Genomic DNA, 15,389 nt, shown 5'->3' on the forward strand with positions numbered 1-15,389 from the left:
CCAGCCGCGACACTGCCGCCGGACCTCACCCAAAGTCAGCCCACGCCTGGCGGCGGCACGGCATCCGGATGCTGCCCAAAGTCAGACCACAACCCGGCGGCCGCACAGCCTCCGGGCGTTGGCCGGAGTCAGACCAACGCCCGGCCGCGACACAGCGCCTGAGCGTGCCGAAGTCAGACGACTGCCTGGCGAGGGCACATCACCCGGGCATTGCCGAACGCTGACGACAGCCCCAGCGGCGTCGCGTCCAGGTGTTGCCGGAATCAGTCGGAGCCTGCGTCGATCACCGCGCGGACGCACTTCGCGACCACCGCCGGGTCGAGCTTTGTCACCTGGCGGTCGTACGTCAGCAGGCCGTTGACCTCGTTCTCGACGTCGGTCGTCTGGGTGTAGATCGCGCCGGACAGGCCGCGTTCCGCTATCACTCGCTCCAAGCGGGCGCTCACCTCCGCGTAGCGCTCGGTGAGCCGCTCGGGCGTCGGCGTCATCTCGTACGCGTTCGGCGGGCCGGGCCAGCAATGACCGTCGAGGACCAGGCCTAGGCCGCCGTACTCGCCGTCGACTATCGCGCGGCTGTCCTGGACCGACGGCTCGCCCGGGCCGACGTACGTGTGGTCGTCGTAGATGTCGCCCGCGCCGGTGTCGGGGCGTGAGAAGCAGCAGTTGACGCCGCTGTTCGCGATCACCAAGCGGGTCGGGTCGAGCGTTTTGACCAGTTCCGCGACGCGGGCCGTGTCGTACTCGCCCCAGCCCTCGTTGAACGGCACCCAGCCGGCGATCGACGGGACCGCCTGCAGTTGTGTGATCATTTTGATCAGTTCGGCCTCGAACCGGTCCCGGGCCTGCGGGACTGGGTCCGGCGCGGGTCCCGGCGGGCCGTCGAACGACACCGTCAGCGATGGCATGTCCTGCCAGACGACCAGGCCTAGCCGGTCGGCCCAGAAGTACCAGCGGGCCGGCTCGACCTTGACGTGTTTGCGGACGAAGTTGAAGCCCAGCTCCTTCGTCTTTTCGAGGTCGAACCGCAACGCGTCGTCGGTCGGCGCGGTCGAGATGCCGTCGGGCCAGTAGCCCTGGTCGAGCGGGCCGTGGAGGAAGGTGATCCGGCCGTTGAGCGCGATTCGCGGACGGCCCTCGGCGTCGGGGACCAGACCGATCGTTCGGAGGCCTGCGTAGCCGCCGACTTCGTCCAGAACCGCGCCGTGGCGGTCCAGCAGTCGGACTTCCAGGGTGTAGAGGTAGGGGTCGTCGGGCGTCCAGAGGTGTGGTTCGGGAACGTCCACGCGGACCGGCGTCCCGGCTTCGCCCGAGCCGCGGGCCACCTCGCCGTCGGTGGTCGAAAGCACGACCACAACCGTGGAGCCACCGGTGACCTGCGGGAACACCGTGACGCCGGTGAGGTCCGGGGTCAGCTCCAGCCCTTCGACGCGGGTGGCGGGCACCGGCTCGAGCCAGACCGTCTGCCAGATGCCCGACGAGGCCGTGTAGCAGATTCCGCCGGGGGCGTTGCGCTGCTTGCCGACTGGGAAGGGCTCGATGTCGGTGCGGTCTTCGGCGCGGACGGTCAGCTCCTGCGGGCCCGTCGGCCGCAGGACGTCGGTGATGTCCGCGCTGAACGCCGTGTAGCCGCCCTCGTGCGTCGCGACGAGCTGGTTGTTGACCCAGACCTGCGCCTTCTGGTCGACCGCGCCGAAGTGCAGCAGGACGCGGTCGCCGCGCCAACCGGCCGGGATCTCGACGAGGCGGCGGTACCAGAGGATTTCGTCGCGCCGGCCGATTCCGGACAACGCCGACTCCGGTGGAAACGGGACCAGGATCCGCTCGGCGTAGCCGGACGGCCTCGGCTCGTCCGTGGCCGCCGGCCAGCCCGCGTACTCCCAGACGCCATTGAGGTTCAGCCAGCGGGGCCGGGTCAGCTGGGGCCTCGGGTACTCGGGCAGCGCGTTGTCCGGGCCGACTACAGCGGACCACGGGGTCGACAGGACGGGGTCGAGGCGGCGCCAGCCGGTGTCTTCGGGGGAAGTCATTCCCGCCGATGATGGCAGAGCTGCGGTCGCGAGCCAGTGATCGACGTCACACGCGAAGGGGTCCGGTGGACCGCCGCCGGGCCCTTGCGACTCGCGAGTAACCTCTGCCCATGCGTGTGCTGATGCTGTCCTGGGAGTACCCGCCCGTGGCCATCGGCGGCCTGGCCAGGCACGTGCACGCGCTCGCCTGTCACCTGGCCGGACAGGGTCACGAGGTCGTCGTCCTGTGCCGGCACGCCGCCGGGACCGACGCCGGGACGCACCCGCGCAGCGACCGCGTCGTCGAGGGCGTGCGGATCATCCGGGTGGCTGAAGACCCGATGCACGTGACCTTCGAACGCGACCTCGTCGCCTGGACCCTCGCCATGGGGCACGCCATGGTCCGCGCCGCGCAGGACCTGCTGCGGAGCTGGCAGCCGGACGTCGTCCACGCGCACGACTGGCTGGTCGCGCACCCGGCCATCGCGATCGCCGAGGCGGCGCGGGTACCGCTGGTCGGCACGGTCCACGCCACCGAGGCCGGCCGGCACTCCGGCTGGCTGTCGCACCCGCTGAACCAGCAAGTTCACTCGGTCGAGTGGTGGCTGGCCAACCGCGCCGACGCCGTGATCACCTGCTCGCAGGCCATGCGCCGCGAGGTCGCGCACCTCTTCGAGATCGAGGCCGGCGACGTCACAGTGATCCACAACGGCATCGAGGAACGCGGCTGGCAGGTGCCGGCCGACGAGATCGCCCACGCCCGCGAGGTCTACAGCCCGGCCGGCGCGCCCCTGTTGCTCTACTTCGGCCGGCTCGAGTGGGAGAAGGGCGTCCAGGACCTGCTGGCCGCGCTCCCCCGCATCCGGCGGCGCCACCCCGGCACGCGCGTGGTCGTCGCCGGGAAAGGACGGCACTTCGACGAGCTCGTCGAGCAGTCGCGCAAGCTGCGGGTGCGGCGCGCGGTCGACTTCGTCGGGCACCTGTCCGACCGGGACCTGCGCGCGGCGCTGGCCGCGGCCGACGCCGTGGTCCTGCCCAGCCGGTACGAGCCGTTCGGGATCGTCGCCCTGGAGGCCGCGGCCGCGAAGGCGCCGCTGGTGGCGTCGACCGCCGGCGGGCTCGGCGAGGTCGTCGTCCACGGCGAGACCGGGCTGGCGTTCAGTCCCGGCGACGTCGGCGCGCTGGCCGACGCCGTGACGGCGGTGCTGAACGACGCCGACGCGGCGGCGCGGCGGGCCCGGGCCGCGCAGGCCCGGCTGGCCGCCGACTTCGACTGGGGCCGGATCGCCGAGGCGACCGTCGCGGTCTACCGGCGGACGAAGGCAGGCGAGCCGGTGGAGCTGCCCCGGCCGAAGATCGCCACCGGCAACGCGTTCGAACCGGTCGCGGCCGGGATCCCGGAACTGTAGGTAGCGGCCGCGTCAGAAGTGGCGGACCTGGACGCGGTCCGTGTGGGCCGCGGGCACGGCCGTGGCCGCGGCGGCGACGGACGCGCAGGCGAAAAGGGCGACGAGCGCGACAAGGACAGCGCTCAACTTGCTGGTCATCGGGACTCCTCGGGGAGCAGTGGCACGACAGGCACCACGCAGCGAGCATCCGCGCACCCTCCCGGCGAAACAATAGGGAGAACACCACGGGCGGCTACGCATTCGCCTTCCGTGACCGGTTCGCCCGTCAGTGGACGCCGGTCAGAATCCGGATCCGGACGTGTTCGACCACCGGGCCGTGGGGCTCGACCGCGCGTCGCACGCGGTCGGCGAACCCGGGCCGGGACGCCGGGGGCGGGAGCTGCTCCGGGCTCATCGCCGAAAACACGCCACCGACGATCTCCTCGACGGTGAGCGTGGCCGAGTAGTCGACAACCCGCAGGTCGACGGCGTATCCGGCGGCCGAGAGAGCGTCGCGGTAGCGCTCCTGGCTCGCCGTGTCCGTGCCGCACGTCCGGTGCAGCGGGACGCCGAGCTGGTCGGACAGGACCTGTCGCAGCGCGGCCGACCACGCGGCGTCCTGGAGCCACAGCGGCTCGCCGTTGGTCACCACCACGACACCGCCGACGGCGCGCAGGAGCGGGCGCGCCGTCGCGAACAGCCGTTCGTGGTCCATCCAGTGCAACGCCTGCGCCACCGTCACCGCGCCCAGCCGGCCGGGGCCGAGGGCTGTAGTCAACGCGGGGACATCGGTGTCCGCGCCCAGGAGCCAGCTGACGTTCGGCTCGGCCGTCGCCCGGCGGGCCTCGGCCAGCATGTCCGGTTCCGGGTCCATCCCCAGCACGGCGCCGGTGCGCGGCGCCAAGGCGCGGGTGAGCTGGCCGGTGCCGCAGCCGAGGTCGAGCACGACGTCGTCGCGCGTGAGACCACACGCGCTGACCAGGGCGTCGGCGACTTCGGGCGGGTAGCCGCGGCGGAACCGCTGGTAGTACTCGCTCACTTCGCCGCCGAACGCCGGTGCCGTCATGACCCCGAGGATGCCGTCGGAAGCGGCCGGGCGGATGTGGTTCCGCTGCGGGCGGAAGCGGCTAGAAGACCGGCAGCAGGACGCCGTGCTCGGACTCCGGGCGCGGGCCGAAGATGCGGCGGTCGGTCTCGGCGATCGGGACGTCGTTGATGCTCGCCTCCCGGCGGCGCATCAGGCCTTCGTCGCTGAACTCCCACAGCTCGTTGCCGTAGCTGCGGAACCACTCGCCGGCCGCGGTGCGGGACTCGTACTGGAAGCGGACGCCGATGCGGTTGCCGCGAAACCCCCACAGCTCCTTGCGCAGCGCGTAGTCCAGTTCGCGCTCCCACTTCGCGGTCAGGAACTCGACGATCCGCGCGCGTCCGACGACGTGCTGGTCGCGATTGCGCCAGACCGAATCCTCGGTGTAGGCCAGCGAGACCCGCTCGGGGTCGCGGGTGTTCCAGGCGTCCTCGGCGGCCTGGACCTTCTGGCGGGCGGTGTCTTCGTCGAACGGCGGGAACGGCGGGCGCGGGGTCATGGACGGCTCCTTCCGAAACCCGGAGAACGGCCGTTCTCCGAACTGCCGCTAGAGTAGAGAACGCTCATTCTCCGCACCAGAGGCAGGTGACATGGATCCCACGGAGGCGACCGGCCGGTTGCTGGAGGCCGCCGAGGAGCTCTTCTACGCCCACGGCGTGCAGGCGGTCGGGATGGACGCCGTCCGCGCGCGCTCCGGCGTCTCGCTCAAACGGCTCTACCAGTGCTTCCCGGCCAAGAACGACCTGGTCGAGGCCTATCTCCTGCGCCGCGACGAACGCTGGCGGCGGTCGTTGCGCGAATTCGTCGACGCCCGCGGCGACGACCCGCTCGCCGTGTTCGACTGGCTGCACGACTGGTTCCGCGAACCCGGCTTCCGCGGCTGCGCGTTCGTCAACTCCTTCGGCGAGTTCGGCGAACCGGCGCCCGGCATCGCCGCCGCGATCCGCAAGCACAAGGACGAACTGCGCGCCTACCTGCGTGGTCTCGTCGCCGACCACACCACCGCCGACCAGCTGTTCTCGCTCGTGGAGGGCGCGACCGTGCTCGCCGCGATCACCGGTGACCCGGGCGAGGCGAGCACGGCCCGGGCGGCCGCGAAGGTCCTCCTGGCCGCTCAGGGGTAGGGCGTCAGCCGGGCGGCGAGCTTCGGGCAACAACGACGGGAACACGCTGCGGCAGACCGGGCGTACGCGGCGAATTGACGTCGTGAACGGCACGACCGGGCCGTTCGCACCGCTCACTCATGGCAGTAGCCGAGCTGCTCGTCCCAATCCGCGCCACGCCCGTGCGGGGTGAGGTCGAACAGGTTCCACACCGGCTCGATCGTCCCGACGTGGCGCGGGTCCTGGCCCGGCTCGGCCGGCTCGTACAGCAGCTCCGAACCCCAGAAGTGCCGGAGCCCGTCGGCGTCGTGGCGGAAGACGTTGAGCATCGGGCGCGGGCTGCCATCGGCCGCTTCGCCGTGGTAGTCGCGGCTGAACGTGGTGCCCGCGCACGAGAACAACCGCAGCCGGCGCCAGCCGCGTTCGGCGGCGAACGTCCGCAGGTGCCCGATCGGCGCCCGCGCGACGACGGCGAAATCGGCGTGGGGCGCGAAATGCTCCACGGCGCCGTCGAGCTGGTCGAGCAACGCCGTGCAGGACGGGCACGGGCCCTGCTCCAGCTTCAGCTGCGCGCTCTCCCCCGACGCCGGACCGGGCCGGTCGTCGTCGGGGTCGCGCGGGAACATGTAGTGGTAGACGACCAGGGTGTCGTGGCCCGGCGAGAACAGGTCCGACAACCGCACTTCGCCGTTGTCGCCCTGGAGGACGTAGTCCTCGGGCACGAGGCCGCCGGGTGGCAGGTCGCGGCGTTGGACAGCCACCGCCTCCAGTTCACGACGCAGCGCGGCTTCCCGTTCGAGCAGGCGATCACGCGCGACGCGGTACTCGGGCGACTCGCCCGGGAAGCTCAGGCTCATCCGGGCAAGGTACGCGTGAAACTGGTCCGACGGCGGGGAGCCACCGCCGTCGGACCAGTTCCGGACCACACCATCCCGAGATGGGTGTGGTGCCGGCCGTCCCTCGTCAGGTAGGGACGGCCGGAGCTCGAAGCACTCTCGACCGCCGAGAGCGCATCAAGCACTGCCCTGCTACCGGGCGTCCGTGAGGTACCGCGCGTAGGCACCGGTGGTGAGGAAGCTCGGCAGTTTCTCGCCGAGCGCGGTCTCGGTGAAGATCTGGTACGCGTCGCCGAGGCGGTGGCCGTCGCCGAGTTCGGCGCGCACCGACGCCAGCTCGTCGTCCAGGAACTCGACCGCCAGCTCGCGGGTGAGCGCGGTGCCGTCCTCGAGCTTCGTGCCGTTGCGGATCCACTGCCAGACCTGGCAACGCGCGATCTCCGCGGTGGCCGCGTCCTCCATCAGGTTGTGGATCGCCGCCGCCCCGGTGCCGCGCAGCCACGCGTCGACGTAGCGCAGCGCGACGTTGATGTTCGCGCGGACACCCGCCTCGGTGACCTCGCCGCCGGCGCTCGCGACGTCGAGCAGGTCCTCGGCGGTGACGTCGACGTCTTCGCGGAGCTTGCCGAGCTGGTTCGGCCAGCCGCCGAGAACGCCGTCGAACACCTCGCGGCAGACCGGGACCAGGCCGGGGTGCGCGACCCAGGAGCCGTCGAAGCCGTCGCCGGCCTCGCGTTCCTTGTCGGCGCGGACCTTCTCCAGCGCGGTCGCGGTGACCTCGGGGTCCTTGCTCGGGATGAACGCGGCCATGCCGCCGATGGCGTGCGCGCCGCGCTTGTGGCAGGTCCGCACCAGCAGCTCGGTGTAGGCCCGCATGAACGGCACGGTCATGGTGACCTGCGCGCGGTCCGGCAGCACGAAGTCGGCGCCGTGCGCGGCGAAGTTCTTGATCATGCTGAAGATGTAGTCCCAGCGCCCGGCGTTCAGGCCCGCCGCGTGCTCGCGCAGTTCGTAGAGGATCTCGTCCATCTCGAACGCGGCGGTGATCGTCTCGATCAGCACCGTGGCGCGGATCGTGCCGCGCGGGATGCCGAGCTCGCGCTGCGCCAGCAGGAAGACGTCGTTCCACAGCCGCGCTTCGTGGTGGTTTTCGAGCTTCGGCAGGTAGAAGTACGGGCCGACGCCGCGGGCCACCAGCTGGCGGGCGTTGTGGAAGAAGAACAGGCCGAAGTCGACCAGGCTCGCCGACACCGGACGGCCGTCGATGCGGATGTGCTTCTCCACCAGGTGCCAGCCGCGGGGCCGCGCGACGATCGTGGCCGGGTCGTCGCCGATCGTGTACTGCTTGCCGGCTTCGGTGGTGAAGTCGATGTTGCGGCGGATAGCGTCGAAGAGGTTGAGCTGGCCGTCGATCACGTTGTGCCACGTCGGCGACGTCGCGTCCTCGAAGTCCGCCAGCCAGACCTTCGCGCCGGAGTTCAGCGCGTTGACCGTCATCTTGCGGTCGGTCGGGCCGGTGATCTCGACGCGGCGGTCTTCCAGGCCCGGCGCGGTCGGCGCGACGTTCCACGACTCGTCGTCGCGGATCCGGCGGGTCTCGGGCAGGAAGCCGAGCGGCTTCTCCCCCGACTGCAGCTCCTCGCGGCGCACGCGGCGGGCGTCGAGCAGCTCGCGCCGGCGGCCGGCGAACGTGTTGTCGAGCTTGGCCAGGAAGTCGAGTGCCGCCGGGGTGAGGATCTCGGCGAACCGGCCCTCGACCGGACCGGTGACCTCGATGCGGTAGTTCAGTCGATCAACCATGGGGTGCCTCCGCGAGCAGAGCTGTGCAGGGAAGGGAAGTGGGGGTCGCGGGCCGGCGGCGCAGGGGGTCGCCGCCGGCCCGCGAAGTGCGTCAGAACTGGGCTTCCTCCGTGGAACCCTTCAGCGCCGTGGTGGAGCTGGTCGGGTTCAACGCGGTCGCGACCTGGTCGAAGAAACCGGTGCCGACCTCGCGCTGGTGCTTCGTGGCGGTGTAACCACGGGCCTCCGACGCGAACTCGCGCTCCTGCAGGTCGACGTAGGCGGTCATGCCCTCACGGGCGTAACCGTGCGCCAGGTCGAACATCGAGTAGTTCAGGGCGTGGAAGCCGGCCAGCGTGATGAACTGGAACTTGTAGCCCATGTGGCCGAGCTCGCGCTGGAACTTCGCGATCGTGGCGTCGTCCAGGTGCTTCTTCCAGTTGAACGACGGCGAGCAGTTGTAGGCCAGCATCTGGTCCGGGAACTTCGCCTTGATCGCCTCGGCGTACTTGCGCGCCACCTCGAGGTCCGGCTTCGAGGTCTCCATCCAGAGCAGGTCGGCGTACTGGGCGTAGGCCAGACCGCGCTCGATGCACGGGTCGATGCCGTTGGTGACCTCGTAGAAGCCCTCGGCGGTGCGGCCGCCGGTGAGGAACTGCTGGTCACGCTCGTCGACGTCGCTGGTCAGCAGCGTCGCGGCCTGCGCGTCGGTGCGGGCGACCACGAGGGTCGGCACGTCGAGGACGTCGGCCGCGAGACGCGCGGCGTTCAGCGTGCGCTCGTGCTGCTTGGTCGGGATCAGCACCTTGCCGCCGAGGTGGCCGCACTTCTTCTCGGACGCGAGCTGGTCTTCCCAGTGCACGCCCGCGGCGCCGGCCGCGATCATGCCCTTCATCAGCTCGAACGCGTTGAGCGGGCCACCGAAGCCCGCTTCCGCGTCGGCGACGATCGGGGCGTACCAGTCGATGTCGGTGTTGCCTTCCGCCCAGTTGATCTGGTCGGCGCGGCCCAGCGCGTTGTTGATCCGGCGGACCACGGCCGGCACGGAGTTGGCCGGGTAGAGGCTCTGGTCGGGGTAGGTCTGGCCGGCCAGGTTGGCGTCGGCCGCGACCTGCCAGCCGGACAGGTAGATCGCCTGCAGGCCGGCGCGGACCTGCTGGACGGCCTGGTTGCCGGTGAGCGCGCCCAGCGCGTGGATGTAGTCCTCGGTGTGCAGGAGGTCCCACAGCTTCTCCGCGCCGCGGCGGGCGAGGGTGTGCTCTTCGACGACGCTGCCGCGCAGCTTGACGACGTCCTCGGCCGAGTAGGAGCGCTGCACGCCCGCCCAGCGGGGGTCGTTCGCCCACTTCGCGGTCAGCTCCGCGGCCGCCTGCTTGGCCTGTTCGGTCATCGGACTCTCCCGGTGTTGCGAAGTTTGCGATTGCTCGCCTTGCTTGGCCTGACCCTCGCACGCCAGTGGAAATCCGATCCAGTCGTCCAATTTGCCAATTTGTGCGAAGGGTACGTACGCTCTTTGCAAAGGTTGCGAATCGCTGGTTCGCAACAGCCACGAAAATCCGCGTTCTTGACCGTTCACGTAACCGTTCAGGACCGGAAACCTTCCGGAAAGGCGGGCTCGGATGGAGAAGACTTTCGCCGGAGCGCGGCTGCGGCACCTCCGCGAAAGCCGCGCGATGAGCCAGGCCGACCTCGCCCGTGTGCTGGAGATCTCACCGAGCTACCTCAACCAGATCGAGCACAACTCGCGCCCGCTGACCGTGCCCGTCCTGATGCGGATCACGCAGGCGTTCGGCGTGGACACCGAGTTCTTCGCCAACAACGACACGTCCCGGCTGGTGGCCGACGTCAAGGAGGCGCTGCTCGACGAGTCCCTCGGCGTCGACGTCACGACGAGCGAGCTCAACGAGCTGGCGACGAACCTGCCGGCGATCGCGCAAGCCCTGGTCAAGCTGCACCGCAGCTACCGCAACGCCGTCGAGAACACCGCCGCGCTGACCACCGAAAACGGCCTGGGCCTGCACGGCAGCGCAGCGTCGGCGCTGCCGCACGAAGAGGTCCGCGACTTCTTCTACGAGCGCGAGAACTACGTCGCCGAGCTGGACGAACGCGCCGAGAAGATGGCGGCCGACATCCCGCTGCAGCGCGGCCAGGTGCTCAGTGCGTTGAAGGACTGTCTTTCCCAGCGTTACGGCGTCGAAGTCACCAGCGACGGCATCGACGAAGCCGCGGGTCAGCAGCACCGCTACGAGCCGCTCAGCCGGACGTTGCGGCTGGCGCCCAGCCTGCGCGTCGGGCAGCAGGCGTTCCGGATGGCTTCGCAGATCGCCCTGCTCGAGTACGACGACCTGATCACCGAGCTGGCCGATTCGTGGGCGTTTTCCGGCCCCGCCGCGCGCTCCCTGGCCCGCGTCGGCCTGGCGAACTACTTCGCGGGGGCGCTGATCCTCCCCTACGGACCGTTCCTGGCCGCGGCCGAGCGGTTCCGCTACGACATCGAGCGGCTGTGCGACCACTACGGCGTCGGCTTCGAGACCGTCTGCCACCGGCTGTCCACCCTGCAGCGGCCCAAGCACCGCGCGGTGCCGTTCTCCTTCGTGCGCGTCGACCGGGCCGGGAACATGTCGAAGCGGCAGTCCGCGGCCGGCTTCCACTTCTCCCGCGTCGGCGGCGCCTGTCCACTGTGGAACATCTACGAGGCGTTCACCCAGCCGGGCAAGATCCTGACCCAGATCGCGACACTGCCCGACGGCAAGAGCTACTTCTGGATCGCGCGGACGATTTCGCGCAACATCGGCGGCTACGGCAGCCCGGGAAAGACGTTCACGGTCGGCCTGGGCTGCGAACTGCGGCACGCGGGACGGCTGATCTATTCGACGGGCCTGGACCTGGACGAACCGGCGGCCGCCACCCCGATCGGCATGGGCTGCAAAGTCTGCGAACGCCCGGCCTGCTCGCAGCGCGCGTTCCCGACGATCGGCAAGCAGCTCACGGTCGACGAGAACACCAGTACGTTCGTCCCGTACCCGGCCGTGCCGAAGGGGTAGGGGCACCCGGTCGGGTTTCACGCGCGAGTCGTACATTCAACCAGGTGCACGACATCGACACGGTGACCGCGGCGACCATCGAGAACGCCGCCGCGCGGCTGGCCGGGGTGGTGACCCGCACGCCGCTGGAGCCGAGCGCGCGGCTGTCGTCCCGGGTGGACGCCCAGGTCTGGGTGAAGCGCGAGGACCTGCAGACCGTCCGGTCGTACAAGATCCGCGGCGCCTACAACTTCATCGTCCAGCTGGACGACGTCACGCGCGCGCTCGGCGTCGTCTGCGCCAGCGCCGGCAACCACGCCCAGGGCGTCGCGTACGCGTGCCGCCGGCTCGGCGCGAACGGGCGCGTGTACGTCCCGGGGACCACGCCGCGGCAGAAGCGCGAACGCATCGCGACGCTCGGCGGCGCGCACATCGAGGTCATCGTCGTCGGCGAAACGTACGAAGACGCCTTCGCGGCCGCCACCGAGGACGCCGAGCGCACCGGCGCGACGCTGGTGCCGGCGTTCGACGACGTCCGGACCGTCGCCGGCCAGGGCACGGTCGCGCTGGAAGTGATCGAGCAGCTCGGCTTCGTCCCCGACGTCGTGGTCGTCCCGGTCGGCGGCGGCGGGCTGCTCGCCGGCGTCGGCAGCTTCCTGCGGGAACGGCACCCCGGCGTCCGGGTCGTCGGCGTCGAACCGGCGGGCGCGGCCTGCATGGCCGCGGCGCTCGACGCCGGGCACCCGGTGCGGCTGCCCGAGCTCGACACGTTCGTCGACGGCGCCGCGGTGCGCGTCGCCGGCAGCGTCACCTACCCGCTGATCCGCGAGAGCGGCGCCGAGCTGACGTCGGTCGCCGAGGGCGCGATCTGCACCGAGATGCTGGCGATGTACCAGTCGGACGGCATCATCGCCGAGCCGGCGGGCGCGCTCGCCGCGGCCTCGCTCGGTTCGGTCGTCGATGTCGAGCCCGGCCAGACGGTCGTGGTCGTGGTCTCCGGCGGCAACAACGACGTCAGCCGCTACAGCGAGATCCTCGAACGCTCGCTGATGCACGAACAGCTGAAGCACTACTTCCTGGTCGGGTTCCCGCAGGAGCCGGGCGCGCTGCGGCGGTTCCTGGAGCAGGTCCTCGGGCCCGAGGACGACATCACCCGCTTCGAGTACGTCAAGCGCACCAACCGCGAGCTGGGGCCGGCGCTGGTCGGCATCGAGATCCCGCGCTCGGCCGACCTGCCCGGACTGCTGGCCCGGATGGACGCGAGCCCGCTGCAGGTGGAGCGGATCGAGCCGGGTAGCCCCCTCTTCCACTTCCTGCTGTGAGCGCTGTGGTCCACTAGACGGATGGTTGTGAAGGTCGACGGAGTCCGCAGTATCGAAGCGTTGCGCGAAAAGGTCCACGAGGGTGCGGAGCCCGAGTACCTGCTGTTCTACGGCCACGCGCCCTCCAAGACGGGGCGCGCGACGGCGAGCTGCCTGAGCCAGTGGTGGGTGGACCCGTTCGAGGCCGGCGGCGTGCGCTACCCGTCAGCCGAGCACTACATGATGGCGGGCAAGGCCGAGCTGTTCGGCGACCACGAGAAGGCCGAGCTGATCCGGCAGGCACCCGACCCGAAGACGGCGAAGGTCCTCGGCCGCGAGGTCGCCGGGTACGACAACGAGACGTGGGAGCGGCACCGCTACGACATCGTCGTCGACGGCAACCTGGCCAAGTTCGGCGCGCACCGCGACCTGCGCCGCTTCCTCCTCGGCACCGGCGAGGCCGTGCTCGTCGAGGCGTCGAAGAAGGACCTGGTCTGGGGCAGCGGGCTCGCCCGCGAGGAGAAGAACTCGGACAAGCCGGACTACTGGCGCGGGCTGAACCTGCTCGGCTTCGCACTGATGGAGGTCCGCGAGCAGCTGCGCAACCGCTGACCTGCTGTTGGGGCGCCGGAGTTTCGCGGGTTGTGCTGCGGGGTGATCGCAATGATCACCACCGAACGGCCAGGGGGTTTCGAGGATGGGCTCGCGGGCTTCTGGCGTTGGCCGAAGACGGACCACGGTCGCGGCGGTCGAGGTGCGGGCGATTCACGACCACAGCTAAGTCTCGGCCGCGGCTGGTTTCGGTCGTCTAGCTGTGATGTCCGGGGAGGTTGGTCAGCCGGGTGACCGGCGGCTTGCCGCCGGTTGAGCTGTGGGGTCGGTGATGATTGTAGAAGTGCAGCCACCCCGGTAACGCCGCCCGCCGCAGGGTCTCCGCTGGGTAGAAGCGGGCGTAGGCCCAGCCTTCGGCCAAAGTGCGGTGGAACCGCTCGATCTTGCCGTTGGTCTGCGGCCGGTAAGGCCGAGTTCGTTTCGGGGTGATTCCCAGCTCGGTGCAGATGTCGCGCCAAGCGTGGGACCGGTAGGCCGAGCCGTTGTCCGAGAGCACGCGTTCGACGCTCACGCCGCGGGCGGCGAACCAGCCCACCGCCCGGCGCAGGACCGCGGTGGCGGTAGCGGCGGTCTCATCGGCGTGGATCTCGGCGTAAGCAACCCGGGAATGATCGTCGATGACCGTGTGCACGAACGCGGTCCCGATCTTGGGGTTGCGGTAGGCGTTGCGTGGTTTGCCCGGTGTCGCGGCCCGGTTGCGGTCGCCTTGGGCACGGCCGACGTAGCGGTGGCCGCCACCGTCGGGGATGTTGCCGAACTTGGTGACATCGACATGGATCAGCGAACCGGGGTGGTCGTGTTCGTAGCGGCGCAGCGGTTCACCGGTGACCCGGTCTATCCGGGAGAGCCGGTTGATCCGGCAACGCACCAGCACCGCGTGCACGGTGGATGCGGGCAGGCCGAGCCGGCCGGCGATCTGGACCGGGCCCAGCCGCTGCCGCCACCGCAGCCGCACGATCGACCGGACCAGGTTTTCGGGGGTGCGGGCCGGGCTGTGGTGCGGACGCGAGCTGCGGTCGGCCATCCCGGCCGCGCCTTCGGTGCGGTAGCGCTGGGCCCACTTCGCGGCGGTCTTGGCGGCGACCATGAACATTTTCGCTGCTGCGGTGCAGGTCCAGCCCTGTTCGACGATCAGGCGGGCCAGCCGCAGGCGGGTGCGTGGGGTCAGGGTGGCGTTAGGGTGGGACACGAAGGCCTCCGGGCGGTGATGTGGTTCCTAGACAGCTCCACTTCACATCCGGAGGCCTTCACCTGTCTGCACGACAGGCCGCCGCTGGTCACCTCAACTCGGGACAACGTCCCTGAACATCACATCTAGCCCACACGCCCCTGGTCGATCCGCGACGACGGCGGCCTTCAGATGCGGTCGGTTTGCGTCCGTGCCGGGCCGCTTGGCTGTCGTCGGATCCGGACCACACTCCGGCCGGTCCTGGCGCCGGTCGATCCGTGACCACGCACGCCCCGGAGCCGTGGTCGCGGTCTCGACAACGGGGTGAATCCGCAGGTCAGGCTAGGCCGACGAACATCGTCCGGTGCAGGTCTCCCACGTGGTCGCGGGTTATCCGGGTCGCCGCGTCCCTGTTGCCCGAGGACAGGGCCTTCACCAGCTTCGCGTGCTCGTGGTTCGACTCGCGCAGCTTCTGCAACGGGTACGGCAGGTAGAACCGGTACAACTCCGTGAGCACCGCCTCGTACTGGCGGACCGCTGCCGGAGGGCCCGGTGCGGCGACCGTCAGGTGGAACTCGGCGTCCAGTTCGTGGAACTCCGCCCAGCCCGTCGCCGTGTCCATCCGGGCGACCAACGCCCGGAGGCGCTCGACGTCCGGGCGGCGTCCGGCCACCAGCTGGACCAGACCGCTCTCCAGGACCAGGCGGTGGTCGATCAGCTCGCGGACCTCCGCGGCCGACTCGCGGTAGGCGCCGACCTCGCGGACCCGCTCCGCCGGTGGGTGCTCGGCGACCAGGGTGCCGCCGCCGCGGCCTCGGCGTCGCTCGATCAGGCCGTCTTCGGCCAGGCACTCCAGCGCCCGGCGCACGGTGATCTCGGCGACGCCCAGTGCCTGGGCGATGTCGCCGTTCGGCGGCAGGCGCTCCCCCGGTTTCAGCAGGCCCAGCTCGATGGCGAGGGCGATCCGGGCGCGGACGGTGTCCAGCGCCGACAGCCGCCGGATGCCGGTCAGGGCGGGGGCGTCCAGGTCTGCCGTGGCCATGAACCCGACCGTACCGCACAAATTGCTCATCTTGAGCACTCTTG

General features: G+C 70.5%; 14 protein-coding genes. 5 read left to right on the forward strand and 9 right to left on the reverse strand.

The features are described from left to right. Positions 1-263: 263 nt before the first annotated feature. Positions 264-2,027 carry a glycoside hydrolase family 2 protein gene (locus tag OG570_RS02715; protein WP_326955471.1) on the reverse strand — a complete coding sequence of 588 codons (1,764 nt, stop codon included), beginning with the start codon at positions 2,025-2,027 and terminating at the stop codon, positions 264-266. Positions 2,028-2,137: 110 nt separating this feature from the next. Here OG570_RS02715 and OG570_RS02720 point away from each other — a divergent pair, with 110 nt between their 5' ends. Next, positions 2,138-3,415: a glycosyltransferase family 4 protein gene (locus OG570_RS02720; protein ID WP_326946847.1), complete on the forward strand. Its 1,278-nt coding sequence runs from the start codon at positions 2,138-2,140 to the stop codon at positions 3,413-3,415. A gap of 12 nt (positions 3,416-3,427) precedes the next feature. Here OG570_RS02720 and OG570_RS02725 read toward each other — a convergent pair whose 3' ends face one another. From OG570_RS02725 to OG570_RS02735, 3 genes are all read right to left on the reverse strand, one after another. Beyond that, on the reverse strand, positions 3,428-3,553 hold the full coding sequence (locus OG570_RS02725) for a hypothetical protein (RefSeq protein ID WP_256475969.1): 126 nt from the start codon (positions 3,551-3,553) through the stop codon (positions 3,428-3,430). A 127-nt stretch (positions 3,554-3,680) separates the two neighbouring features. Next, positions 3,681-4,460 carry a class I SAM-dependent methyltransferase gene (locus OG570_RS02730; RefSeq protein ID WP_326955472.1) on the reverse strand — a complete coding sequence of 260 codons (780 nt, stop codon included), beginning with the start codon at positions 4,458-4,460 and terminating at the stop codon, positions 3,681-3,683. A gap of 61 nt (positions 4,461-4,521) precedes the next feature. Further along, a complete protein-coding gene (locus OG570_RS02735; protein WP_247061834.1) occupies positions 4,522-4,980 on the reverse strand; it encodes a nuclear transport factor 2 family protein in 459 nt (152 codons plus the stop codon). Between the two features lie 91 nt (positions 4,981-5,071). On the opposite strand from OG570_RS02735, the gene OG570_RS02740 reads away from it, so the two are divergent. After that, positions 5,072-5,605, forward strand: coding sequence for a TetR/AcrR family transcriptional regulator (locus tag OG570_RS02740; protein WP_326946843.1), 534 nt, complete (start codon positions 5,072-5,074; stop codon positions 5,603-5,605). Between the two features lie 113 nt (positions 5,606-5,718). Here OG570_RS02740 and OG570_RS02745 read toward each other — a convergent pair whose 3' ends face one another. The 3 genes from OG570_RS02745 to aceA all read right to left on the reverse strand — a co-directional run bounded on the left by OG570_RS02745 (position 5,719) and on the right by aceA (position 9,589). Then, positions 5,719-6,441 (reverse strand): DUF899 family protein, encoded by a 723-nt coding sequence (locus OG570_RS02745; RefSeq protein ID WP_326955473.1) that lies wholly within the window; start codon positions 6,439-6,441, stop codon positions 5,719-5,721. Between the two features lie 171 nt (positions 6,442-6,612). Further along, the gene (aceB, locus tag OG570_RS02750; protein ID WP_326955474.1) at positions 6,613-8,220 is read right to left on the reverse strand and encodes a malate synthase A; all 1,608 of its coding nucleotides are present in this window, start codon (positions 8,218-8,220) and stop codon (positions 6,613-6,615) included. 91 nt (positions 8,221-8,311) lie between these two features. Beyond that, positions 8,312-9,589 (reverse strand): isocitrate lyase, encoded by a 1,278-nt coding sequence (gene aceA, locus OG570_RS02755; RefSeq protein WP_247061830.1) that lies wholly within the window; start codon positions 9,587-9,589, stop codon positions 8,312-8,314. 229 nt (positions 9,590-9,818) lie between these two features. Between aceA and OG570_RS02760 the strand changes: the two genes are divergently transcribed. From OG570_RS02760 to OG570_RS02770, 3 genes are read left to right on the forward strand one after another with little or no spacing between them, the layout of a single operon-like run. Continuing rightward, positions 9,819-11,243: a short-chain fatty acyl-CoA regulator family protein gene (locus tag OG570_RS02760; protein WP_247061829.1), complete on the forward strand. Its 1,425-nt coding sequence runs from the start codon at positions 9,819-9,821 to the stop codon at positions 11,241-11,243. Between the two features lie 44 nt (positions 11,244-11,287). Then, the gene (gene ilvA / locus OG570_RS02765) at positions 11,288-12,544 is read left to right on the forward strand and encodes a threonine ammonia-lyase IlvA (protein ID WP_247061828.1); all 1,257 of its coding nucleotides are present in this window, start codon (positions 11,288-11,290) and stop codon (positions 12,542-12,544) included. 21 nt (positions 12,545-12,565) lie between these two features. Continuing rightward, complete coding sequence (locus OG570_RS02770) at positions 12,566-13,135, forward strand: NADAR family protein (protein WP_247061826.1); 570 nt, start codon at positions 12,566-12,568, stop codon at positions 13,133-13,135. Positions 13,136-13,331: 196 nt separating this feature from the next. Here OG570_RS02770 and OG570_RS02775 read toward each other — a convergent pair whose 3' ends face one another. Together OG570_RS02775 and OG570_RS02780 are read right to left on the reverse strand one after the other, a co-directional pair. Continuing rightward, positions 13,332-14,324, reverse strand: a complete 993-nt coding sequence (locus OG570_RS02775) for an IS481 family transposase (protein WP_326955475.1) — start codon at positions 14,322-14,324, stop codon at positions 13,332-13,334. Positions 14,325-14,640: 316 nt separating this feature from the next. Beyond that, positions 14,641-15,345, reverse strand: coding sequence for a FadR/GntR family transcriptional regulator (locus OG570_RS02780; protein ID WP_326955476.1), 705 nt, complete (start codon positions 15,343-15,345; stop codon positions 14,641-14,643). Positions 15,346-15,389 lie beyond the last annotated feature (44 nt).

Source organism: Amycolatopsis sp. NBC_01286 (assembly GCF_035982555.1).
In the GTDB taxonomy this organism is placed as follows: domain Bacteria; phylum Actinomycetota; class Actinomycetes; order Mycobacteriales; family Pseudonocardiaceae; genus Amycolatopsis.

What these genes read in the sequence shown, in the direction of transcription:
- OG570_RS02715 (WP_326955471.1), bottom strand. Translation starts at nt 2,027, where the DNA reads ATGACTTCCCCCGAAGACACCGGCTGGCGCCGCCTCGACCCCGTCCTG.
- OG570_RS02720 (WP_326946847.1), top strand. Translation starts at nt 2,138, where the DNA reads ATGCGTGTGCTGATGCTGTCCTGGGAGTACCCGCCCGTGGCCATCGGC.
- OG570_RS02725 (WP_256475969.1), bottom strand. Translation starts at nt 3,553, where the DNA reads ATGACCAGCAAGTTGAGCGCTGTCCTTGTCGCGCTCGTCGCCCTTTTC.
- OG570_RS02730 (WP_326955472.1), bottom strand. Translation starts at nt 4,460, where the DNA reads ATGACGGCACCGGCGTTCGGCGGCGAAGTGAGCGAGTACTACCAGCGG.
- OG570_RS02735 (WP_247061834.1), bottom strand. Translation starts at nt 4,980, where the DNA reads ATGACCCCGCGCCCGCCGTTCCCGCCGTTCGACGAAGACACCGCCCGC.
- OG570_RS02740 (WP_326946843.1), top strand. Translation starts at nt 5,072, where the DNA reads ATGGATCCCACGGAGGCGACCGGCCGGTTGCTGGAGGCCGCCGAGGAG.
- OG570_RS02745 (WP_326955473.1), bottom strand. Translation starts at nt 6,441, where the DNA reads ATGAGCCTGAGCTTCCCGGGCGAGTCGCCCGAGTACCGCGTCGCGCGT.
- aceB (WP_326955474.1), bottom strand. Translation starts at nt 8,220, where the DNA reads ATGGTTGATCGACTGAACTACCGCATCGAGGTCACCGGTCCGGTCGAG.
- aceA (WP_247061830.1), bottom strand. Translation starts at nt 9,589, where the DNA reads ATGACCGAACAGGCCAAGCAGGCGGCCGCGGAGCTGACCGCGAAGTGG.
- OG570_RS02760 (WP_247061829.1), top strand. Translation starts at nt 9,819, where the DNA reads ATGGAGAAGACTTTCGCCGGAGCGCGGCTGCGGCACCTCCGCGAAAGC.
- OG570_RS02770 (WP_247061826.1), top strand. Translation starts at nt 12,566, where the DNA reads ATGGTTGTGAAGGTCGACGGAGTCCGCAGTATCGAAGCGTTGCGCGAA.
- OG570_RS02780 (WP_326955476.1), bottom strand. Translation starts at nt 15,345, where the DNA reads ATGGCCACGGCAGACCTGGACGCCCCCGCCCTGACCGGCATCCGGCGG.